We start from the raw sequence: 22248 nt of genomic DNA on the forward strand, positions 1-22248 counted from the left end.
GCTCACTCCTTAAGCCTGCACACATCCACCCAGCTCAGTGCGCCGGAATACTGAAACAGGTCGTCACAGGAAAGCTCGATCATGGAATTGCTGCTGCCAGCGGCCGGAAATACTGTATCGAAGCGCTTGAGAGAGTCGTCCAGATAGACCTCCACATCCGGGTTTTCAATGCCAAAGGGGCATACACCGCCAACTGCGTGGCCTGTAAATTCCAAAACCTCATCCGGCGACAGCATTTTTGCTTTTACGCCAAACGCTTCCTTGAATTTTCGATTATCAATCTTTGTGTCGCCTGCCGCCACGACGAGAACGCACTCGTCATACCGTTTAAAGGACAGTGTTTTTGCGATGCGGGCAGGGATCACACCTACAGCCTCTGCGGCCAGCTCAACGGTCGCGGTTGAAGCGGTCAGCTCCTTAACCTGTTCCTCCATACCGTACTGTTTAAAATATGCCTTTACCTTATCTACTGCCATTTTCTTTACTCCAATCCTCATAATACTCTACCAGTTTACCGCGAATTCATCTCAAATGCAAGCGGTATCATGTCTCTGCACACAAAAAAGCAGCACGGCTTTGCCTGTGTGCTGCTTTATATTTCTCTTTATTTATTTCGTGAATTCAGAAAGCTTGTCAAATACCCCGGTCAGCGCAAAATAAGCTTCGTCGAAAATTGGCTTCATAGCACTGTAAACCGGTTGATTATCTGTATTTGGTGTCTTTGTCTCTTCAATCTTCAGGAACTTGTCAATGACGTCAAAGTTTTCAAAGACGCCGACGCCCACACCTGCCGTAATGGCTGCACCCATTGAGGTCGCCTCTTCCAGGTAGTTTGGTTTCTGGATATTGATATTGTAAACATCCGCTAAAATCTGGAGCCATGCATCGCTCTGTGCGCCGCCGCCAATGACGATCATGTCGTCAATCGCAACGCCCTTACCCTTGAAAACATCCATGACTACGCCCAGGTTAAAGGCAACGCCTTCCTGCACCGCGCGCACCATATCCTTCTTTTCGGTTTCCATTTTAAGACCGATAAAGGCGCCCTTTGCCTTTGGATTCCAGCGCGGGCTTCTCTCGCCGATCAGGTAAGGTAAGAACAGCAGTCCATTGGCTCCTGGCTTAGAATCGTTAATTTCCTGTTCCAGAAGGTCATATTTGCTGACCCCCTGCTGTTCGCCCAGCAGGCTTTCGTACTTACACAGCTCCTTTGTAAACCAGCTGTAGGAGCCGCCTCCGCACTGCATGGTTCCTGTTGGCAGTACATAGCCTGGCACAATGTGCGCCCAGGTAAAGGTGCGCATTTCTTCATCGTAGATTGGTTTTTCTGTTGTGATGGAAATCCATGAGGATGTACCCATACAGCTGTGGGCAATGCCTTCCTTGGTACAGCCCGTGCCAACGGCCGCGCAGACACCGTCGCCACCGCCGCAGACAACAGGAATTCCTGAAACCAGTCCGCAGGCCTTTGCCGCTTCGTCTGTGACGGTCCCCGCAACGTCTGTGGATTTTAACAGTGCCGGCATTTTTTCACGGTCAATCCCCATGACTTCCAGAAGGCGGTCAGACCATTCCAGCTTGTTTAAATCCAACAGGTTGGTGGAAGAAGCGTCGGTATACTCCGTGACGAATTCACCGGTAAGCTTCAGGATGATATAATCCTTGCAATTGAGCATTTTATAGGTATTTTCATAAATTTCAGGCTCGTTATTTTTAACCCACATTAGCTTCTGTCCGCCGTAGGACGGGCTGATCTTATGGCCTGTGAGATGATAAAAATCTTCCTCGCTGATGCGCTCACGGATCATTTCTTCTTCTCTAGTAGCGCGCATGTCTGCCCAGATCAAAGCGTTTCTAAGCGCCCTGCCCTCTTTATCCACACAGATGCACCCCATCATCTGGCCGCTGAAGGATATGGCGGCAATGTCATTCACGTCGATGTCCTGTACCAGCTCTTTTGTGGAGATGCAGACAGCGTTCCAAAAATCCTCCGGACGCTGTTCAACCCAGTTGTTATTGCTGACAAGCATGTCATAGCTGTGAACACAGCTTTTGACCAGTTCCCCTTCTGTGCTGTACAGAGTCGCCTTGTTTCCAGATGTTCCCAAATCGTGTGCCAGTAAATATTTTTTCATTTTAACCTCTCCTCAAAAATGATTGTTATAATGTTTTTGCGTAAGCTTCTGTAATTTCAATACTGCTGCTGCTGCCGATCCGTTCTGCGCCGGCTTCGATCATGGCCAGGCAGGTTTCAAGATCGCGGATGCCGCCAGCGGCTTTGACCTTCACGTCGTCGCCGACAATGGATTTCATGAGCTTTACATCCTCCACAGTCGCTCCGCCTGTACCAAAGCCTGTTGAAGTCTTGATAAAATCCGGCTTCACTTCTCTGGCGATCTCGGCTACCTTTGCAATTTCATCCTTTGTCAGATAGCAGTTTTCAAAAATAACCTTTGACAGCACGCCGTTTTCACGGCAGACTGCCACAATGGCTTCCATTTCACGTTTGATATAATCATAATTCTTGTTTTTCAGCTCCACGATATTGATGACATAATCAATTTCGTCCGCGCCGTTTTCAATGGCATTTTTAGTCTCAAAAACCTTGGTTTCAATGGTTGTCTGTCCAAGGGGGAAGCTGATGGCTGCGCCCACATGCACAGGTGAATCCTTCAGGTACTCCTTACACAGCGCTACCGGAGCCGAGTTGATGGCAACCATCTTAAAGCCGTACTTATCGGCATCATCACACAGCTTCTTAAAATCCTCATTAGTGACAAAGGCCTTTAAGAGTGTATGATCAAAATAGCCTGCCAGTTCTTTAACAGTTAGTGTTTTCATGTAAATCCTCACTTCATTTATTGTTCTTATGTATTTACATAATAACATCCTATTGTATAAGTGTCAAGAGCAAAAAAGAAAAAACCAGCGGATGCTGGTCTTTTTAAGGTTACTTGCGTTTTAATCTAAACGTAAAATGGCTCCTGTCCCCGCGGTAATGGGCTTTGGAGTACTCTACCGGCGTCTCGTCGGTCAGGTAGGCGATGGTCTGAATATACTGGATCGCGGAGCCCTTGCTGATGCTCAAGGTTTTAGCTGTAGTGCTGTCAGCCAGTATGGCTTCAAGCCTCCTGGTGGCATAATCAATGGTCAACCCCAGCTCTGTCTCCATCACATGATACATGGAAACCCTGGTAAAGTCTTTTTCCAGCATTTCACTGCACAGGCTGTGCGGCAGATGGCTGACCACATGGACGATGGGCTCATCGTTGGCGTAGCGAAGGCGCTCAAGCCGCACGACCTCTGTCCCCACCTCCAGCTGCAGAGCGCGCCCCACCTCTTCGTCACAGGCCACTACCTCCAGGCCGAGCACTTCAGTTTTAGGCGTCAGGCCCTTTTCCTCCATTTCCTCATTAAAGCTCTGGATCGACTCCAGAAAATTCTGGTGAATCTTAGGCCGGGTCACAAAAGTGCCCTTGCTCTTTTTGCGGTAGAGCCTTCCCTCCACCACCAGCGAGTTGATCGCCTGACGTACCGTTGGACGGCTGATTCCAAAAGCCTCACTGATCTCCATTTCTGTTGGAATGGGTTCTTCATAGCTGGTATGTTCCTTTTCAATATACTCCTCCAGCAATGTTTTGAGCTGGTAATAGAGCGGCACCGGTATATTTTTATCGAGTTGATGATCAAATAATCCCATATTATAATCGCCTTTCCTATGTCATTACCATCTAGTATAGCGCATTTTTTACAAAATGTCCATATGTCATGACATTGCCAGCCCATAAAGGAAAACCCGGATAAATATCCGGGCTTCAGTGTGTCAAAAAAACCTCAAGAGACGGAGTCTTTTACCTAAGGAAGAAAAAAGTGTTCTGCGGGCACTGCCTTAACATTTGTATCTTCTTCAATAAAAATGATTTTTGATCTCTCCTGTGTCCGGCATTTCCGGTAAAGAGGAATGATTCCCCGCCGTTTACCGCAGCGCCTGAACCTTTTTCTTATCTGGATAAAAGGCGCAGTCTTGGCCTGCGCCACTTCTTTGACCGCCTGAATCCCGGATAAATATCCGGGCTTTTGTGTGTCGAAAAACCTCATGAAACGGAGTCTTTTACCTAAGGAAGAAAAAAGTGTTCTGCGGGCACTGCCTTAACATTTGTATCTTCTTCAATAAAAATGATTTTTGATCTCTCCTGTGTCCGGCATTTCCGGTAAAGAAGCATGATTCCCCGCCGTTTACCGCAGCGCCTGAACCTTTTTTCTTATCTGGATAAAAGGCGCAGTCTTGGCCTGCGCCACTTCTTTGACCGCCTGAATCCCGAATGAATATCCGGGCTTTAGACGTGCCACTTATTTTTCAAGAATTTTTTTCAGGTCTTCTTCCGGCGTGGAGATTGGTGTCAGGCCAAAACGCTCAACGAGCACATTTAATACATTCGGAGATACAAAAGCCGGCAGTGTTGGTCCAAGGTAGATATTTTTGATGCCAAGGGACAACAGCGTCAGCAGCACACAGACAGCTTTCTGTTCGTACCAGGACAATACCAGTGTGAGCGGAAGCTCGTTGACGGTGCAGTCAAAGGCATCTGCCAGGGCTAGAGCGATCTGGATGGCCGAGTAAGCGTCATTGCACTGTCCAACATCCATGATTCTGGGCAGGCCGGCGATGGTTCCAAGATCTAAATCGTTGAACCGGTATTTGCCGCAGGCCAGTGTCAGGACAATGGAATCATCCGGTGTCTGCTTAACAAACTCTGTGTAGTAGTTCCGTCCTGGCTTCGCACCGTCACAGCCGCCAACCAGGAAGAAATGGGAGATGCTGCCACTTTTTACAGCCTCCACAACCTTATCGGCCACAGACAGCACAGTTCCCCTTGCAAAGCCCGTTGTCAATACAGAGCCGCCGTTGATGCCGGTCATTTTGTGATCTTCCGGATAACCGCCGAGCTCCAGTGCCTTTTCAATAACAGGTGTAAAATCTTTATCTGGTCCGATGTGCACCATTTCAGGATAAGAAACCACTTCGGTGGTGAAAACACGATCACTGTAGGAATCCTTGACTGGCATCAGACAGTTGGTCGTGTAGAGAATGGGCGCTGGTACACCGTCAAATTCCTTTTGCTGATTCTGCCATGCGGTACCAAAGTTTCCCTTAAGGTGCGGGTAAGCCTTGAGCTTGGGATATGCATGGGTGGGCAGCATTTCACCGTGAGTATAAATGTTGATTCCCTTGTCCTTTGTCTGTTCCAGAAGCAGATAAAGATCATGCAGGTCATGGCCTGTGATGATGATAAACGGCCCCTTCTCAATGGTCATGGAAACCTCTGTGGGCTCAGGTGTCCCGTAGGTTTCTGTGTTGGCTTTGTCCAGCATGGCCATACACTGCAGATTGACATTGCCGGTATCCATGACCAGCGCCAGCAGCGTGTCCATATCCTCTTCACCGCCAATGGCGCGCAGCGCAGTCAGGAAAAAAGCGTTGACATCCTCATTGTGATACCCCAGTACATCGGCGTGATAGGCGTAGGCTGCCATACCGCGCAGACCAAACAGGATCAGCGATTTTAAGGAACGGATATCTTCATTGGCGCTCCAAAGCTCCTGCATATCAAAATCACAGATCTCACCGCCAATGGCCTTTTGCAGATTGTGCAGGTCCTCCACCTGTTTTTTAATGGTGGGATCGTTAAAATTAACATTGGTCACAGTGGTAAATAACCCCTTCATTACCAGCCTGCTGACTTCATCATTGGGCGCTTCTTCCTTTTCCATTACCCGCGCCAGACCGATCATAGCGCCTGTCAGCTCATCCTGCAGATGCGCGGTGTGATCCTTCTTGCCGCAAACTCCCTGGTGCTTGGTACAGCCCTTTCCTAAAGCAGTCTGTTCGCATTGAAAACAAAACATGGACATTTGTATTCCTCCTTGATAACTTATTTCTTTGACTTGTTATCAAGTATACCCATCTGCAACGAAAATGTATGTTGCATATGCAATGATATTTAAAAAAGCTTGATTTTTTTAGGGTTTTTCAATATTTTGTTTTCTATTTTTCTTTTGCTACATTTTAAAATCAACTAGCCTTGACTGAAAGTTTCAAGCGATATCAATCTTTTTCTGCCCAAGATTTCTGCCCAAATATTTATTTCATATATTCTAACATCTTTTCCTGTTTTTATCAAACAAACGATAACAGGTTACTGCTTTCTGGATTATCCGGAACCTGCATCGCTTTTTCAATCGTTGATGCCAGTGGGATCATATCGGATACTTCCAAATGCGAATAAATATCAGCTGTTGTTGCAATATTGCTATGCCCAAGCCATTCCTGTATGTATTTCATTTGAACACCTTTTCTCAAAAGAATACTAGCACAACTATGCCTGAGATCATGAAACCGAATGTGTCGTAATCCATGTTTTTTTAATAGTTTTCCAAAAGAGGTCGTAAGCCAGTTTGGAGTATACAATCTTCCTACTTCATTTACGCATATATATCCTTCCGTATCTTCATAAGCATTACCACACACCAGGCGGTTATTTAACTGGATTGCTTTTAGCTTGATCAGCTTACCCTTTACCGGATCAATCAAAGGAAGTGTCCTTCTACTGCTAATCGTTTTTGTCCTGTTTTCCTTGACATAGATATAACTTGACTCACTATATACCGGAACAATCGTATGGTTAATATTAATTAAGTTATTCTCAAAGTCAACCGCGCTCCATTTCAACCCTATAATTTCTGATCTTCTCAGGCCATAAAATGCACCTAATAATATCGGTATCTCCAGTAATGTACCTTCACTTACTTTGAATAATTTTTCGAGTTCAAGCTCATTATAACAGCTGTGTGGTTCAATTGATTTTCTAACTGAAGGTCTATATACCAGACGAAGCGGGTTAGCCAAAATCAGCTCAGAACGAACTGCGTAATTTAGTGCGGTATTCATTAATTCATGATAACACTTAATTGTACAAGGTTTCAATTTTTCATTTTCTAAATGAATATAAAACTCTTGCACATGCGCAGCTTTTAAAGACCCCAGCTTCATCTTGCGCTCATCAAAATAGGGGGCAATTTTTCTTTCGATCCTAGTTTTATACGAGTGGTAAGTTGTAATCGCAATAGCCGATTTTCTGTATTCCAGCCACTTTCTTAAATAGTCACCAAAAAGCATCTCCGTATTGAGATCATTCGCCGCATTTGGAATAATGTATTTACTTCTTACTTCCAGTAGCTTCTTTTCTGCTTTTTTCTTATTCCCCTTTACTCTTAAACCAGTTGGTATCCACTTTCTGATCCTTTTTTTACCTGGTCGCTCATAATAACTAATAACACAATAATACAATCCGTTTTTTTCTTCTAAATGTCCTGCTACCATGAAATTACCTCCAACTCATGGACAAACAGATACTTGTTAATATCTAAAATTTTATATGAATATGGTCTATTTGTCTATGCATTTTCTTCGTTTTCTAAGATATATTTAATAACATATATTTTGGGAACCAAGTATCCCTTGCCAATTTTTTTACCTGGAATCCTGCCAGTTCTTATTAATTTACATACATATTGTCTGCTTACATTATGAAGCATTTTTTGTATATCTTTAACATTTACAACATCATCAAGATCTTTAAACATGTTGTTTTGAAGTTTAGTATTTTCACAAGTTTGTCTATCATTATTTCGATTCATAGCTTTTACCTTATTTGTAACCAACTAATTTTAAGCCATTACCAGTTGAGGAAAAATGCAAAGTCTTCTCATTCTTTCTTTAATACCAAGATATTCAATAAACTGTTTAAACGTCATTAATGCAGGATTTAAATTTTCCATTGCACTCTCCATTCATTATTTTTACTCAAAAACATCTTCCGTTCTCCAATATAAAAAGCCACTAGATAACTCTAATGGCTTTTTTCTGTAAAACATTATTTTGATCAACGATCAGCTTCATATTCGTCTTTTTCTTTGTTTTCTCCGATGGCCACTGCCATTTCCCAACTGTCTAAATCTTTGACCGTATCGCCAGAAAGAACCGTTGTGAGAAATTTTTCAAGGTACTCACTTGTTGGCTGAATCCCTTCATTCATATTATAATAGTTTGCCCTCACCAAGGCATTTCTAAAATACAGGGAGCCTTCTTTGAAGGGTTCATTGTTCACAGAAAAACCTAAATGGTTTAAATATTGTATTAGAAAAACAGCGATAGTCCGCATGTTTCCCTCCCTGAAGGGGTGCAACTGCCAGATCGAATTTATAAATTCTGAAATACGGCGGATAGCCGATTCGTTGTCCATTGATACGTAATTTTGCTTTTTTTCCTGCGCAAAATCATAATCCAAGGTATCCTCAAGCATACGGAAATCTCCATAGGTTACGGATTCCCCACCGAGGATCGGCTCTTTTTTCCAGATATTTGTATCCCTAAAAATGCCATTGAAATCATAAATACTATCAAATAAAATTCTGTGTATACTCTTAAGGGCTACAGGCGAAAACGAAAAACCACCTGTCTCCAGCAATGAAACGATTCGCGCAGATACTAAGTCACATTCCATTTCGTCATGATTGACAATGCTCTTTTCACGGTAATAGGCTTTTAAAGAATCTTCGACTTCCTTATTTGATGCTGCGCCATAAATATTTTTAGGAATGAGTTTCTTTAAGTATTGTGATGGTTTTAAAGCATCCACTTGATTCAACCCAATTGCAACATCCCAATAAAGCTGTTTTTCACAGGTATCATAGCTTTCATGTTTTTCTTCATAAGTGTAAGGAATGTGTTCATCCATATTTTAGCCTCCATTCAAACTGTGGTTTGCTTTTGTGAAACCACTTGCTCTCAGCTTGTCAATTACTTTATGATCCTATTATATCGATTGGAATAGAATAGTCAAGAAATTAGTGTGTCTGCTCCATTCTTATTCAAATCCAACTAACTTCATTTCATTTCCTGATGATGAAAAATGAAGTGGTATCATCGGGTTTGCCACGAAGGTATACAGATCAGTATTATTTTCTTTACAATATGTGGTTAATTGATTATTTCCATCATTGTTTTCTGTAATATTAGCAACGACAAACTTTGGATGTTTTCGCAATAAATCGCTGCAAAAATAAGCATTTTCGCCATTCTTAGCTGCAACGATCCCTGTAATACCTGAATACTTCAAGTCATCAGAGAGCAGCATTTTCGTTGCATTTTCAGGCGTTTGATCCCCCTGGTAAATTAATCGGTCACTTCCGTGAACAACCATATATGCAATGTTATTTTCTGTAATATCAATGGGTTTTATGACCACATCATCCATTTCATATTGCTCATCATTCGAGATTGAAATTTCATGCGCTGAAATTAACGCTGAAACATCATCATATGCGGCAAGACCACTGCTACCGGGAAAGAAGCATTTTTCGACCGGGCAAGTGTCCAGCAAGGATGTCAATCCGCCAATATGGCCAACGTCCAGACTGGTTAGTAAAAGAATATCGACTTTCCTCCCTTGTATGTAGTCCTGCAAAAAAGGATTCTCTCCAGTCCCAGTGTCAATAACCGCAATTCCTCCCTTTGAAGTCTCGATCACGGACGCCATGCCTTCGCCGTTATTCATAAAAGTAAAGGTGACATTTCCCTGAACTTCAGTCGTAATTGCTGCCTTACTCGTGTCTTCAGAATGATCAGAGTCCTTGTTCATTAACAAAGCACTCGTTACAAGCGTAGAAAATATGACGATTAAGCCAAGGATGCTGTACAGTATTATTGCTTTTTTATCGTTCATTTTGAACCTCATGTAATATTGTCTTTCTAAGTTTATCAATAATCATCTGATCTTCTCGTGTTAATAAGCTTTCCTTATTATTTTCCTGTGACACTGTGCGGATCAGCTTCGCATCCGCGTTCTCATGAGCGGGCTTTGCTGTTTTCATATAGTGTGAATTTATAATTTTGGTGAGTTTTCCTTTATAGTCTTTTTTACTAAATACATCAATACCGTGCTTCTTTATCTCTGCCAGGGTACCCGATAGGTCTTTATCATTTGCGCTCGGCAGATAAACAACCGGCGTGGTGCCACAAAATGAATGCAGATTAATTAAGCTGTTGATTAATTCCTCCTGTGTGTCATGAACGACCATGATATCCAAAATTAAATATTCGAGGTTCACATATGTATTTGCTTCATCTAAAAAGCGTCGCACCGAAAACTCAGATGCAATTTTACAGTCTACTTTATCAAAATCATTTAGGAAGTCCATATCATGGGCGTTTTTTTTATTTCCACAAATATATAAAATCATTTTCTACCTCTCTCATCGTAAAAAGAGCACGATTAAAAGTAAAATCAAGTTGATCAATCCTATTACCGAGTTGCCATACACTAAAATCTGTTTCCATCCTTCTTTACGGATTGTCTCAGCGGCTTCTTCTCTAATCCGATTCGATACAGCTTCCATTTCCTTATTTTGATTCTTGAGATCTGTCAAAACCTCTTTAAAATCCGTTTTATGCTCCTTCATATTCTCTTTAACAATGCCGAATGTATCATTGAGTGATTGAATGGATTTTTCGATCTCATACTTTGGAAGCGCCTCGATCAACTCTTTTATATTTTGATTGATCACTTTACAGGCATCAATATTTTTTTCCAGATTATCATTGACATTTTCTAATAACATCGTCTGCTTCACTGAAACATTCTGATTATATTCCATTTTTTTCTCCTGTTTTTCTTCATCTTTTTTGTCTTCAAAATTTACCAAATTCACTAAAAAATCTTTGACGCTTTTATTCATCTCCTTGTAGAGTGAATATTTTTTGCGTCTGATTTTCTGTTCTTCTTCCTGATCCGCAGGTTCTTCCAGATTTAAATTCTTATTATCTTTTAATAGCAAATACAGATCTCGTATTAACTTTTTACTATTTTCAACAACTATATCCATCATTATCTCCTATTTAATATCCATGGCCTTCTCCAAGTCCATCCAGGTTGTTTCCGTATCTGTTTTTTGCATAGTGAAGTGCTGCCAGCAGATTGTCGTAACCATCGAAAATATTATCATGGCCATCATGCTTGTGCCCGTTGAAGGTTCCCGGTATGGTCTGCATCAAACCATGGCCAATATTGGTATTGCCACAGCTGTCCCCGGCACTATTCGGACACCATGGACAGATACCATTGTTAAATGGAATCGACGCTCCACTGTTGATGTCGCTGATCCCTTGCACTGCCAATGGATTTCCACCAGATTCTGTTTCGATCTGCCTTAGTACCTTTTCTACTAGTTCATTGTCTGTGCTTAATCCGTTGGCTGCCAGTGCCTTAACAACCAACTGTCGCCACGACTCAACATCACCAGGCGTTCCGTTATTGGCGGGATTAATGAGCGGCCAGGGATTCACGGTTGATGTTTCGGAAGTATCATAAATATCACGATAGGCCGTGTTACCTGTGTCGGTTTTATGACATCCAAAATGTAAATGAGGGGCATAATTACTCAGGCCATCACCAGAATATCCCACAATCTGTCCCTTCGTGACGTGATCGCCAGCCTTAACGGTGATGCTGCTCTGTGAATTCATGTGCGCATAGAAAAACCAGTAACCAGATCCATCTCCGGCGAGTATGCCAACGACATATTGGTAGCCGCCGGTATAACCAGCCAGAGTGACTGTACCGTCGCAGACAGCGTATAATTCTGATCCCAGCGGACAGGACAAATCAATGCCATCATGAAATTCCATGCCATGATATTCACAGTTTCTTTGACCCCATCCACTATGAAAAACGTATGGATCGATCACGGCATAGGTTTCTGGATCAAGGCCAGCTGTGCCATCGGATATACCATATTCCGTGCTGCATGGATAACCATAAACGCCACCGCCGGTTCCGCTGTTTTTTGGTGTCAGCATTGATACAAATCCGACAAATAAAATGAACCCGACAAGTAATTCAATGATTACCTCTCGGGTTCTTCTGTTCTTCAAGAGAGCTAAGGCCGCTTTTATTGCAATGGACAAAAGATTACCTCCCGCCTTTATCTCCGAAATAACTTAATTTGAAATCGTCAATTTTAATGCTTAAATCTAACCGTCTGCTCCCAATCATAAACAAAGCACGCCCTCTTGTTTTCTGCTCGACCAGCTCTCGTTCTGCCTCTTTGAGTCGATATAACCTGGCAACATCGACCAAATCCTGACCGTCCATCCCAAGAATCAGTTTGTAGGTTGGCTGATTTAGAATGGCCGATCCATATTGCTTGATGGCCGGATCGACAAAATCGTTGACCTGCTGGCTGGCTACCCAGATCGCTGCTTCATATTTTCTTGCGCGTCTTTCCTGTTGGCTGAGAGTTTTCATCGGCTGCGGAACATCCTTATCAATGATCATATGCGCTTCTTCGTAAACAATGATGGATCTCTCTTTATTCGACCGCGTCGCTCGTTGCCAGGCAAGGTTCTGCAATAGAAAATACTGAGCAGATTTGATGTTGTCCGGCCTGGAATTCAAGCCGAAGGTATCAACGCAGACCACATCAGCGTTGATCTCCAGTGTCGTATAACTGCCCCATAGAAAGCTGTCCGATCCAATGGAGATATCCCTCAGCAAAAGCGCCAGATCTGCATATTCCTTGCTAAGACCCATATTGTCACGCTCTTCCGCTTCTCTTGATTTATCGATCAAGTGTTGATGGAGGTCTTTAAAAAGCGGAAAATCTGTATTCTTTAGTTTTGAGACATCGGTGTCCCAGGTGATGTCAAATTTGAGGTAAAGCTCTTCTATTTCCTGTTTCAGCAAAGCCATCTGATATTGGGTGATTTCTTTCAGATAAAGACTTAAAAATACTTCCAGGAGCTTCATATGATTTTCCAGGTCATTCGTGATGGTTTCAGAATCATCATCGTACTCATCACCATCTTCATCATCCTTACTGAGATACTTAGTGTTTCCAATGACCTGCAGGGGGTTAATCACTTTTCCGTTTCCCCCAGAAGCATTCAGCCACTCTCCATTTAGATTCAACGTCAAATCTTTGTACTCACCTTCCGGATCAACAAAAAAGATGGATGCGCCTAGTGCCCGCTCCATGATGGCCATGGCCTTGATCGTTGCCGATTTGCCCACGCCAGCGTTACCAGCTATGACATAATTTGAATTAGTTCGATCCCTTCCTCGATACCAGCTGTTAAGATAAACCGTTCCGCCAAGGCCGTCATGACCGCGGTAAAAACCAGAATGATCATTAAAGCCAGAGGATGCAAAAGGAAAGCCACCGACAAAGGATGAGATGGGCATCATCCTCCCTGTCTGCCGATGGACGTTATTTTCCTCGGTATAGGTCGGAAGCACGAACTTGACGCCTTCCTTTTGTTCACTCGCCAGCTTTCGACATTTACAGTTTGCAATCGACGAAGCATTTTCGACATTCTTACAAATCTTATCAAATGATTTTTCATTTTCTGCAAGCGGCATGAGCACAAAACACATTCTTCCGACAACTTCGCCGTTTTGATCAATGCGCCGCATCGCTTCCTCTGCATTCCGAATGCTTTGCTCCGCACGCTGCCGTTCCAGTTCATCTTTTTTTCCATCATTTGCGTCTATCCGGTAATTTCTTATGTTATTATTTAGACTTTTCAGCACTTCATCTGTATTGAGTGGCGTAAAATGAATGGCTGCCACTGTCCCATGGATATTTGTCAATCGACGGAGCCATCCATACTCTGCAAACTGCGGATAGCGAATCACACCGTAACAGCGTGCTAAATTATCGCCAATTACTGCGTTAATACGATTGAATGTTATACCGATAGGTGCGATAATACTCTTAAGCTCCTGATTTTCTGGAATAACGGCTTTACTCTTCTTTTTTTCTTTTTTTTCCTCAATAATTGGTCTTCCGTGAATATCCTTCTTTATAGCTTTCTGCTTTCTCCTAAACATTTACACATCGCCTCCATATTGCTTGATTAAAAATGAAAAATTAATCTCTGGTTTTAGATCTTCAGGAACAGCATATTGTGGATTCGCAACCATTTCGATAAACTCAACGATTTCTGTCTGGGAAATAATCTTTGCCTTAATGCCGCAGTTATCAAGTTTTTCTCGCAAGCTTTCCACACGTTTTTTGAATTCCTCATCCGTTTCACGGTCTGCCCACAGATGAAAATAATATTTACGCGTCGGCATTTCCGCATTTTGTACCTGCGTCTGCCTTTGCTGAATCTCATTACGCAGAATATTTCGAATTACTGGATCATCCGTTGACTGAATAATTTTACTGTATTGTGCCATGATGCTTCGATTATCTTCTGGTTTGCTGAGGGCGTAGTATTTAAACGGATAACACAGCTCCGACAACTCAGCTGTCAGGCTTTCGGTTATGCTCGCCATATCTTTGTCACTCAACAGGTCGATATTTACTGGTTCGATTTCAATGTAACTGCACCTTTTATCGTCTTTAGTAAAAAGTACCTGGCGACGGATATTTTTGGTATTCATAAAATCATTCGCCGTTTCACCTTTGTACATATTTTCTTCTTCTGCTTTTTCTTTCTTTCTTTTCCGATAAAAAAAGTAAAGGCACAAGGCACCAAAAGCAATAATGATAAGATAAATAATGATATACATTATTTCACCACCCTACCTTTCAATATCATCATCCTGAGAATTATCCTTCGATAAAATATTAGCATCAATGGCTTCAATATTTTCCAATCCACTGAATATGCAATGGCTTACGACTTCTGCGTCAGCGCTTTTTTCAACGCTTTCCTGAGTATTTTCTTCTGTTTCTTCATCAAAAATCTCTTCTGCTTCATCATTTCTATCTTCGGCGTCGTCTCCCTGAATGATGTTATAAATTCGGTTCATGGACGAATCTTCTTTAATCTGTTCGGGTGATAGACCTTTAATATTTTCCAGTACCTTTCTAATGCTGCTGTCCAGTTTGTTCAAACACGAACGCTCCGCTTTAAAGTGCGCCGTAACGGCTTTTGAAATGATACCTGGCCCCTTAATATCCGCTATCGGCTCTTTTCCCGCGATCATGCGACCAGTATTTTTGAGATGCTGCCCTGATTTATGGTATTCTTTTGTGATAGCCTCAATCTCTTTTAATGTTTGATCATTTTCGCGAAGGTTCACTGTAACATGTTCCTGGGCTTTTTCCAACGCACTGTCAATGTGCAGAAAACTCAAAAAATCTTTCAGGGCTTTCTTGCCATGTTGCTTAAAATTATCCAAAGCTTTTCGGCACCCTTCTAAAATGCCTCTCTTTAGCCCAATAACATCTTGCTGCATAACAACTACCTGGTCTTCCATGTTCCGATTTTCCTGCTGCACCATTTCTTTTTCAGGTGATGGCTGCATCTCTTTAATTTCCTGTCTTAAGCGAATCGTCTCTTCAGAAAGCGACTTTACCTGCACCTCCATTGTAGAAACACACGTTAAAAGTGCTTCAAATGTTCTTCGTGTCAACGGATCATTGGCGTCAAGAACATCGATGATCGCCTTTACTTCTGGTTCTTCATGTAATTCTTTTTTCTCTGCGGGTATGTCCTGAACGCTTTTATCGGGCATTATATCTTGTTGATTTCCAATGGATTCAAGCGATAATTCTTCTGCTCTATCATTAAGTTTTGTCGTATTGCCGACCACAGCAGTATTTCGAGGCAATTGCTGAACTTTATCCCCAATATTTGCCGTATGATCTGGATTTGTCACATGAGGATCTTCAGAAACAAGTGCTGCTGAATCCTGACCTTTGCCCATATTATCTTGCATTTCAGGAGCTTTAACCTCCATTGTACTTATTTTATTTTTATCCTGTTCTGTTGTGAATTCACTCTGAAGCGGCTCTCTAGATACGTCTGGTGCAGGATTTTCAGGGGGATTGGTCTTCCCTTCCTCGGTTGCGGCAAGATTCATTCTTAAATTTCCTGAATAGCGTGCTGCATTTAACAAGATTCCTCTTTCCTTGATCGTATTTGTAATGTCTTCATTGGCGATCCAGTGCCAGGAAATATCTTCCAAATCCTCAGCTTTTTCGGGATAATCTTTGTTCGCAAGGGTATCTAAAAGTGTTAATTCCAAAGGTCTGGTTTTTCGCGCTTTTTGATCTGCTGAAGCCAACTTTTCATCGGCATTTCTGCAGATTTCCACGTAAGCGTTTATTGCTGGTCTGGAGAGTGTGAGTAAATCTGTACGCTGACCTGTTTCCGGCCACAAGTTTTCCTGTGCACGATTGTACACGCCTTCCATTGCTTTATTTACCTGCATTTCACCATCAATCACTTCTGCAAGTCCCTCATCAATATAATCGCCTATGGACGCTCCGTACTGCGAAACCAGTTCGTCATTTTGTTTAAGCAGGGAGTCTATTTTTTCCAGCGAGTTCCGGGTATCGTCATTCATTTTTTTTACAAGCGCTGCTTTCTCAGATTCCACTTTACTTCTTTTAACCTGTTCTTCGTTATACTGACGTTCTTTTTGCATTTGTATAACTTCCTGTAAAATAATATTTATAATCTGTGATATTTCCCGTCCTAATTCAGTATCAACTGACATTTCAATCCTCCAATCATTTTATCGTTCTAAATCTTCTTCAATTGTTATTTCTTCGACCATGTATTCCTCAATGGCCTCCTGATTTGAATCTCCGACTTCTCCAATGCCATACTCAACATCTTCTTCGAGCTCATCCTGAACACTGGCAGCAGTCGGTTGTTTTTTCTTTCCAAGGGCATTGATGGATTCCCGTGTCCCAACATCCGGATCAATCTCAGTCCGGTAATCTGTTACCTCTTCTGTATACAGATCTTCCTGCTCCATGCGATTTTCATACAACGTATCCTCAAATTGCTGCTGCAGAAAAGCGGACAAGTCGCTCCGGCTTATATAAAAATCATGGTTTGGAAGCGCCACGGCAATTTTTTCGACTGCATCTACACGTTCCCAAACTTTGGTATTTTGGTCAAAATCATAAATGGTCTGCTCTTCATTTTGAAAATGGACTGCTTCCTCACGGGTTAGCGCACAATAATCATGATGATCACGAGACAATATTCTGTCAGCCATTTGGGTCAGGTTGGTATCCCTCCCTACATGGTACCGCTCTTCGATCTGTTCTCGAAGGGCCTGTTTATACGCTGATTCTTCTTCTCTCGAACCATAATATATTTTGTTTTCAAGAATTAGGACATTTCGTTCATGAATTTCCTGGATTTTTCGGTTAACAGCGTCATCCAGCCACAGATCATGATTTTCACCAAGAAATTTTAGTTCAGCATCTGATTGATATAAAATCTCAGGTGTGATTGCTGTATTTAACGTTAATGCTTTCTCCACCTCCTCTTTTCTAGTTTCCAATCGCATTTTTTCTAGCTTAAGCCACTGCAATGATAAAGCTGCCTTTTCATTATTGGGAATATAATTTGCTGCCTTCAAATTCATGCCAGCGTTAATTGCTGGCCAGCCTTCATTCTCAATTGTTTCAGAGATACTGGTGTTGGGTGCGCTCATCATACTCAAAGCGCGTAAATCACTTTCCTTTTCCGTATAATCCGTGTTGGCCATCGTGTCCATAACGACAAATTCAAAACGCATTTGTTCCTTTGGATCTTTAAAGGCTGTCCTTGCATGTATCGCATCCACCTCTCGACGAAGTCTGCTGTAAACACTCATTTCATTCGTTGTTAACGCATAAGGTCTTTCTTTTGGGCTGGCAGACTGAATCTGTCTCGGGTTTGGATCTGACCTTTCTGTTTCCGGCTTTTTATGAGATTCGTTCTGATATTCAAAAATATCTTCAGTATCATCCATTCCATACGTTTCGACCAGAGATTCGCTTTCAGATAAAAACGCTTCTATGTGCTCTTTCACTGCTTGAGTGTCTTTATCCATATGGTTTTTTATTTCTTTTTTCTCGCTTTGCAGCATCGCATTTTCAAGTGCTTCAATATCTTTGATTCGGTTATCTTTATATCGGATCACTTCACCGACAAGCAAAGCTGAAATTTCGTCAATCCTCTTACTTACTTTGTTTTCGATGGCCATGTTTTTCCTCCATATCATCTAAAGTATCATAAAAAAAATACTCATATTTCTGCTGCTCACCTGCAAACCGGAACAAAACAATAAAATAATCAACCATATTCATGTTTAGCTCATTTTCATGAAAAGCGACCGCTAAAGCTCCAATGGTAAACATCCACAATAAAATGCCATATGAAAACTCCTTGCTTATGAGCCCTACAATTAAACAGAAAACAGAAGCAATGATCCCTGAGATAAGAAACCATTTCAGTGATCGGCTGCTAAAGCCCTTAAGCGGTTCATTTTCCACCTTAATTCTTGCTGGAATATACAATTTTTTTCGATCTTCAATTTTATTTTCCATGTGTCACCTCAAATGTTTATGTGGTAATAATACTGGAGTATCTCGCTAATAAGAGCTAATCCTCCAAGTACATTTGCTATAATCGCCGCTTTGAAGCAATTCACAATTTGCTTCATAATTTGCCCATTTTCGTCTCCTTGCGATCTTTCCATAAAAAGATAAACAATTCGCACCACGATTATAACGTCGAACAGAAAGAGAAGTGCTCTGGCTAAAAGCATAATCCCATCCTGCACAGTGCCAGCACCAAAAAAGAACTGACTGTTTTTTACCAATTCATAGTTCGGGTCCAATAATCATCACCTTCTATTTAAAAATATTGACGGCGCGAATAACATTTGCGCCAGTGTTTATTGTCGACGAGAATCCAGACGATCCACCACCCCACAACAAGAATTCCTGCAAAATGTGCGGCACTGAAAATGCTGTCCATAAGCAACAACAGGCCCATATTGTATTGGTCATTGTAATTGAAGTATTTGCATCGACAATCGGCATCAGGATTAAACCCAACGACAAGTGGAGTAATCCGATTTGAATAATAATTGACGTTGCTGCCTGAAAAAATTTCTTAATATAGGGTTTAAAAACACCATAGTCTGAATCGATGATTCCAACACAGCTGATCGGAAAGCCTATGCGCAGGAAGACCAGTTCACAGGAACGCATAATGAATTTAAAATACATGATAATGCACGAAATAATGTACAAAATCAGTAATATCGACGTAAATGGCGCTGAAAAAATATCCGCTATGTTTTTGATTAAATTAAATAATGTTTCTGTCCAATCGCCGGAAAGAAAGCTATCCTGAAAAGCTTGACCCAAGCTGCCAATTACCATGCCTGAGATCGTGCTTACAGTTCCCGCCACAATTCCAAATAAAACAAAATACAGAATACTGTTAAATCCCACGGCAACAATAACCGCCTGTAACATTTTCTTAAAAAGAAAAATCGGGTCTTGAGATGGATCATCATCACCAAGACCATATGTTTTAGTCGCTTTATGTACTACTTTGAGCACGATCAATGCAATTGCAATGCCGAGAATCAATCCATAAATATTTCCAAACAAGGAATTGATTGAGTCCCCCAGTGAAACTTCTGGATACATAATGGTCTTTACAAGTCCAACTCCAGATGCAAGATCCTTAAATACTTGTATTATTGAGTTTTGGGCGTCACCAGAATTGACAAATTGATTTGTTATGAGTTTTCCTAACCAATCCAACGTTACTCCTCACTTTCCTAAAAGCTCCAGGGTGCATTTTCCTGGAGCTTTTCAAATTCCTATGGATCATAAGAATATTAATGTGGAACCATACTAATTTTATTAAGGAATATTAATATTATAGTAGGACAGCACTAATTTAAGTAATATAACTGTTAGCTCACCACCAAGTAGACTAACCACATCAACACCTGCTCTTTTTTCCCATTTCTTCTGATCCATTTCGTCTGAATGCGATCTTCGAATCATACAATAGACAAAAACACACGCACAAATGACAAAGATAAGTCCCATCAAAACAGTCAGAGCATCATTGGCCAGTCTAGTTGTTCCTGTTACCAATATATTTTCACTAAGCAATTTTTTTCACCTCCTTTTCTCAGATAATAAAAAAAGTGCCGATTTGGCACTTGATTGAATGGCTCCAGATTAACTTTCATCGCCATTATTTAATCAGTATCAGGTGAAATATCACTTGCTGGAAAGTAGTTTTTATTCAATTCAGTCCGATAGATTTCATCGACCCGATACTTTATAGGATCAAAACTCTGCTCAGTCATTTCTAAATAGCTGATACTCTTCAGCATTTGAATATCCCGGTAGGAATTCCATATTCCCCATGAATAGAGCTCTCCAGAAATATCCATAACCCTGCGAGCTTGATTGCGGTATTTTCGGAGTTTGATATTATGTTCTTTGTCGCCCATTCCAAACATTGTATTAAAATACCACTCGCTTAAGTCAGGTGATTCCATAATAGCTGGCTTTACGCGACTCGTAATCAAGAGATAGGGGCGATCGATTTCCTGCAATTCATTTATTTCCAGTAACTTTCTAGTCATTTTATTGGATGAATTAGAGCGGCTAAAGCTTCTGTTCCCCGCATTTGACGATGCATTATAGACGGTACAGGTATAGTTCGCAAGCTTATCGGAAATTCTCTTAAGTGTTTCTGGGTCATCGCTTCTCAGATAAGCCCACGTTTCACAGTTAGACCGAACGATACGAGATGTCTCATGGCCGTATTTTTCGTCGGTTTGTGCAAAGTCCTGAAGAAAAATACCAAAAAGAACCCCCCTTGATCCACCGGCAGTTTCCATGTTTGAAAACGCATTTAATTTTGCAAAATTGCCGAATTCATCTAAAAGGAATCGGATACGACGATCTAAACGCCCTCCTTGCTGATCTGCTTTACGGATCAATCCATCATAGGCATTGGCGACGACCGCTGTCGCAATTTTATAATAGGTATCCTTCTGATCAGGTAAGATGATAAAAACCGCAGTTTTTTTGTCGCCCAGCTCACTCATGGAAAAATCCGAAGTATTGGACATGGCATTCATCTTTCCGGTTGAGAAAATTTTCAGTGTCGTCATTGCTGAGACAAGAAAAGAACTCACTGTTTTCGGTGATCCGGCTCCCGCCTGAATGGTCGCATATGCCAAAACGGCTTTATGATGTGGGTTCTTTCGTTTCAGGTCTTCCATGAAAAGATCCAGGATAGAAATGCGGTTCTTATTAATGACGACTTGATTATTCATTTCCGCGATAAACCGATAGATATTATAAAGATTCTGGTACTCGGGATGATCTATATTTTCCAAAACCACGGACAGGATGGCCATTTCAATGACTGCTCTCTCTCCATTTGACCATATTGGTTCAGACTTGTCATTGTCTGGTACCAGCATTTTCGCCAAATCCGCTGCACGTTCTTCCGCAGTATCAAAATCACCGTCTCTCGCCGCCTCAATCACAAATTGAAGCACGTTATATTTGTTGCTCTTTTCTGGTTCTTTATAGTCAAGAATATATACTTCATAACCCAGACGCTCCAAATAAGGACGTGTATAATCTGCCAGCTCCCCTTTCACGTCGGTTATCAGCATCGACTCACCCGATAAGGCCAACAAACCGATGGATTGCAGAACAATGCAGCGTGTTTTCCCACTTCGCGTTGCACCCAATGCTAAAAAGTGAGAATCATGGTCGATTGAATAGATAACCTCTTTTTTGCCTTTTAGCGTTCTCCCGATAACAAGCCCTGCTTCGTCGAATATTTCCTGTATTGCATCTATCTTTTTGATTTTTTCAAAGTCTGGAATCATACCATTTTCTATTTCCTCAAAATCTTTTCTGCCTTCCTTTAACAACAAACGAATGGTTCGATTGTTGGGATCAATCTCGTGTGCCCCGAATGCTCTGCCGTACTCCTTTTTACTTAAGAACCATGCGCTCCCATGCTGATATTCCCCTGAAGGAATGGGGATTGATATTCGATCTGTCACTTGATACATATCTGATCGAAGTTCTGTATCCATTTTGATAACGCACATAATGACCGTCATTAACAAGATGCATTCTGACAATAAAAAAAGCAGCCCACAAGGTTCTTTATATAGAATCTTTTGAACTGCTTCAAAATAGGAAAAATCTGATAGTGTGATGGAAGTTACTGTTCCCGATATCATGACATCAGTAAACGTAACGATCCAAGGCATTGCAAGGGTGCCTAATATGAAAAATACGATCCCTAACCGTATTTTTTCCTTTGCGTGATTTTTCATTAAATCTGTTACTCCTTAAAGCTTATTTCTGAATTTATTTAGA

21 protein-coding genes are annotated in these 22248 nt (G+C 41.6%); all 21 read right to left on the reverse strand.

All coding sequences use genetic code 11. The features are described from left to right. Nucleotides 1-2: 2 nt before the first annotated feature. A complete protein-coding gene (locus tag FYJ53_RS18740; RefSeq protein WP_013380248.1) occupies nt 3-476 on the reverse strand; it encodes a YbaK/EbsC family protein in 474 nt (157 codons plus the stop codon). A 132-nt stretch (nt 477-608) separates the two neighbouring features. After that, nucleotides 609-2135, reverse strand: a complete 1527-nt coding sequence (xylB, locus tag FYJ53_RS18745; RefSeq protein WP_154557621.1) for a xylulokinase — start codon at nt 2133-2135, stop codon at nt 609-611. Nucleotides 2136-2160: 25 nt separating this feature from the next. After that, nucleotides 2161-2841 carry a deoxyribose-phosphate aldolase gene (gene deoC, locus FYJ53_RS18750; protein ID WP_013380246.1) on the reverse strand — a complete coding sequence of 227 codons (681 nt, stop codon included), beginning with the start codon at nt 2839-2841 and terminating at the stop codon, nt 2161-2163. A 109-nt stretch (nt 2842-2950) separates the two neighbouring features. Continuing rightward, complete coding sequence (locus tag FYJ53_RS18755; RefSeq protein WP_013380245.1) at nt 2951-3700, reverse strand: GntR family transcriptional regulator; 750 nt, start codon at nt 3698-3700, stop codon at nt 2951-2953. Between the two features lie 650 nt (nt 3701-4350). Then, nucleotides 4351-5913: a hydroxylamine reductase gene (gene hcp / locus FYJ53_RS18760; RefSeq protein ID WP_148430354.1), complete on the reverse strand. Its 1563-nt coding sequence runs from the start codon at nt 5911-5913 to the stop codon at nt 4351-4353. Nucleotides 5914-6178: 265 nt separating this feature from the next. Next, entirely contained in the window at nt 6179-7381 is a 1203-nt protein-coding gene (locus tag FYJ53_RS18765) for a tyrosine-type recombinase/integrase (protein WP_154557622.1), read from the reverse strand. A gap of 74 nt (nt 7382-7455) precedes the next feature. Next, complete coding sequence (locus tag FYJ53_RS18770) at nt 7456-7698, reverse strand: helix-turn-helix domain-containing protein (RefSeq protein ID WP_013380241.1); 243 nt, start codon at nt 7696-7698, stop codon at nt 7456-7458. A 245-nt stretch (nt 7699-7943) separates the two neighbouring features. Then, nucleotides 7944-8798: a Fic family protein gene (locus FYJ53_RS18775; RefSeq protein ID WP_052237243.1), complete on the reverse strand. Its 855-nt coding sequence runs from the start codon at nt 8796-8798 to the stop codon at nt 7944-7946. A 129-nt stretch (nt 8799-8927) separates the two neighbouring features. Beyond that, a complete protein-coding gene (locus FYJ53_RS18780) occupies nt 8928-9785 on the reverse strand; it encodes an MBL fold metallo-hydrolase (RefSeq protein ID WP_195840277.1) in 858 nt (285 codons plus the stop codon). After that, nucleotides 9775-10302, reverse strand: coding sequence for a hypothetical protein (locus FYJ53_RS18785; RefSeq protein WP_154557624.1), 528 nt, complete (start codon nt 10300-10302; stop codon nt 9775-9777). The genes FYJ53_RS18780 and FYJ53_RS18785 overlap by 11 nt, the downstream gene beginning before the upstream one ends. Before the next feature lie 12 nt (nt 10303-10314). Then, on the reverse strand, nt 10315-10944 hold the full coding sequence (locus FYJ53_RS18790; protein WP_154557625.1) for a hypothetical protein: 630 nt from the start codon (nt 10942-10944) through the stop codon (nt 10315-10317). A gap of 13 nt (nt 10945-10957) precedes the next feature. Continuing rightward, entirely contained in the window at nt 10958-11917 is a 960-nt protein-coding gene (locus FYJ53_RS21330) for a peptidoglycan DD-metalloendopeptidase family protein (RefSeq protein WP_207709053.1), read from the reverse strand. Nucleotides 11918-12029: 112 nt separating this feature from the next. Continuing rightward, nucleotides 12030-13949, reverse strand: a complete 1920-nt coding sequence (locus tag FYJ53_RS18800; protein WP_154557626.1) for a VirB4 family type IV secretion system protein — start codon at nt 13947-13949, stop codon at nt 12030-12032. Next, nucleotides 13950-14636 (reverse strand): hypothetical protein, encoded by a 687-nt coding sequence (locus FYJ53_RS18805; protein WP_154557627.1) that lies wholly within the window; start codon nt 14634-14636, stop codon nt 13950-13952. 12 nt (nt 14637-14648) lie between these two features. After that, nucleotides 14649-16574 (reverse strand): DUF6674 family protein, encoded by a 1926-nt coding sequence (locus tag FYJ53_RS18810; RefSeq protein ID WP_154557628.1) that lies wholly within the window; start codon nt 16572-16574, stop codon nt 14649-14651. Between the two features lie 18 nt (nt 16575-16592). Then, a complete protein-coding gene (locus FYJ53_RS18815) occupies nt 16593-18062 on the reverse strand; it encodes a hypothetical protein (RefSeq protein WP_154557629.1) in 1470 nt (489 codons plus the stop codon). After that, nucleotides 18037-18405 carry a hypothetical protein gene (locus FYJ53_RS18820; protein WP_154557630.1) on the reverse strand — a complete coding sequence of 123 codons (369 nt, stop codon included), beginning with the start codon at nt 18403-18405 and terminating at the stop codon, nt 18037-18039. Before FYJ53_RS18820 ends, FYJ53_RS18815 begins: the two co-directional genes overlap by 26 nt. A gap of 8 nt (nt 18406-18413) precedes the next feature. After that, nucleotides 18414-18698 carry a hypothetical protein gene (locus FYJ53_RS18825; RefSeq protein WP_013380229.1) on the reverse strand — a complete coding sequence of 95 codons (285 nt, stop codon included), beginning with the start codon at nt 18696-18698 and terminating at the stop codon, nt 18414-18416. Between the two features lie 13 nt (nt 18699-18711). Continuing rightward, entirely contained in the window at nt 18712-19638 is a 927-nt protein-coding gene (locus FYJ53_RS18830; protein ID WP_154557631.1) for a conjugal transfer protein TrbL family protein, read from the reverse strand. A 102-nt stretch (nt 19639-19740) separates the two neighbouring features. After that, nucleotides 19741-19998, reverse strand: a complete 258-nt coding sequence (locus FYJ53_RS18835; RefSeq protein ID WP_154557632.1) for a hypothetical protein — start codon at nt 19996-19998, stop codon at nt 19741-19743. Between the two features lie 89 nt (nt 19999-20087). Then, nucleotides 20088-22205: a VirD4-like conjugal transfer protein, CD1115 family gene (locus FYJ53_RS18840; protein ID WP_154557633.1), complete on the reverse strand. Its 2118-nt coding sequence runs from the start codon at nt 22203-22205 to the stop codon at nt 20088-20090. Nucleotides 22206-22248 lie beyond the last annotated feature (43 nt).

Source organism: Eubacterium sp. BL-380-WT-2B (genome assembly GCF_009696115.1).
Taxonomy (GTDB): domain Bacteria; phylum Bacillota; class Clostridia; order Eubacteriales; family Eubacteriaceae; genus Eubacterium; species Eubacterium callanderi.

Coding starts and splice junctions, on each gene's coding strand:
- FYJ53_RS18770 (WP_013380241.1), bottom strand. CDS start 7,698: ATGAATCGAAATAATGATAGACAAACTTGTGAAAATACTAAACTTCAA.
- FYJ53_RS18785 (WP_154557624.1), bottom strand. CDS start 10,302: ATGATTTTATATATTTGTGGAAATAAAAAAAACGCCCATGATATGGAC.
- FYJ53_RS18740 (WP_013380248.1), bottom strand. CDS start 476: ATGGCAGTAGATAAGGTAAAGGCATATTTTAAACAGTACGGTATGGAG.
- FYJ53_RS18755 (WP_013380245.1), bottom strand. CDS start 3,700: ATGGGATTATTTGATCATCAACTCGATAAAAATATACCGGTGCCGCTC.
- FYJ53_RS18775 (WP_052237243.1), bottom strand. CDS start 8,798: ATGGATGAACACATTCCTTACACTTATGAAGAAAAACATGAAAGCTAT.
- FYJ53_RS18800 (WP_154557626.1), bottom strand. CDS start 13,949: ATGTTTAGGAGAAAGCAGAAAGCTATAAAGAAGGATATTCACGGAAGA.
- deoC (WP_013380246.1), bottom strand. CDS start 2,841: ATGAAAACACTAACTGTTAAAGAACTGGCAGGCTATTTTGATCATACA.
- FYJ53_RS18820 (WP_154557630.1), bottom strand. CDS start 18,405: ATGGAAAATAAAATTGAAGATCGAAAAAAATTGTATATTCCAGCAAGA.
- FYJ53_RS18810 (WP_154557628.1), bottom strand. CDS start 16,574: ATGTCAGTTGATACTGAATTAGGACGGGAAATATCACAGATTATAAAT.
- FYJ53_RS18790 (WP_154557625.1), bottom strand. CDS start 10,944: ATGGATATAGTTGTTGAAAATAGTAAAAAGTTAATACGAGATCTGTAT.
- FYJ53_RS18815 (WP_154557629.1), bottom strand. CDS start 18,062: ATGGCCATCGAAAACAAAGTAAGTAAGAGGATTGACGAAATTTCAGCT.
- FYJ53_RS18780 (WP_195840277.1), bottom strand. CDS start 9,785: ATGAACGATAAAAAAGCAATAATACTGTACAGCATCCTTGGCTTAATC.
- FYJ53_RS18765 (WP_154557622.1), bottom strand. CDS start 7,381: ATGGTAGCAGGACATTTAGAAGAAAAAAACGGATTGTATTATTGTGTT.
- xylB (WP_154557621.1), bottom strand. CDS start 2,135: ATGAAAAAATATTTACTGGCACACGATTTGGGAACATCTGGAAACAAG.
- FYJ53_RS21330 (WP_207709053.1), bottom strand. CDS start 11,917: ATGCTGACACCAAAAAACAGCGGAACCGGCGGTGGCGTTTATGGTTAT.
- FYJ53_RS18840 (WP_154557633.1), bottom strand. CDS start 22,205: ATGAAAAATCACGCAAAGGAAAAAATACGGTTAGGGATCGTATTTTTC.
- hcp (WP_148430354.1), bottom strand. CDS start 5,913: ATGTCCATGTTTTGTTTTCAATGCGAACAGACTGCTTTAGGAAAGGGC.
- FYJ53_RS18805 (WP_154557627.1), bottom strand. CDS start 14,636: ATGTATATCATTATTTATCTTATCATTATTGCTTTTGGTGCCTTGTGC.